Raw genomic sequence first — 508 nt, 5'->3', positions numbered from 1 at the left:
TTGGTTGATCGCCTGGTTTTACCGTTTGATCTTTCGCAGTTGGATCGTTCTTATCTGCATCTGTGCGTGGATCTTTAACGATAACCTTAACTGGAACTTCGTCTTTAGAACCGTCTGGGTAAGTGACAACAACTGTTGCGTCTTTTTCGCCTTCTGTTGTTGTGTCAACAGGTGTCTTGTATTCGAACTTAGTACCTTCTGGAAGATCACCAACGTTGCCAATTGAATCCTTAGCATTTGGTTGATCACCTGGTTTAACCGTTTGATCTTTGGCTACAGGTGTATTCTTATCGGCATCTGTACGTGGATCTTTGACAATAACCTTAACTGGAACTTCGTCCTTAGAACCATCTGGGTATGTGACGATAACTGTAGCGTCTTTTTCGCCTTCTGTTGTTGTGTCAACTGGTGTCTTGTATTCGAACTTAGTGCCTTCTGGAAGGTCATCAACGTTGCCAATTGAATCCTTAGCGTTTGGTTGATCGCCTGGTTTTACCGTTTGATCTTT

General features: G+C 42.9%; 1 protein-coding gene. It reads right to left on the bottom strand.

The window, feature by feature from the left end:
• Nucleotides 1-508 (bottom strand): Rib/alpha-like domain-containing protein (locus HMPREF2867_RS09485; protein ID WP_256263090.1); only part of this gene is annotated, 508 nt, incomplete at both ends.

It is taken from the genome of Streptococcus sp. HMSC064H09 (assembly GCF_001812625.1).
In the GTDB taxonomy this organism is placed as follows: Bacteria; Bacillota; Bacilli; order Lactobacillales; family Streptococcaceae; genus Streptococcus.
The sequence above is the reverse complement of the archived record's forward strand: the minus strand, read 5'-3'. Positions and strand labels throughout refer to the sequence as shown.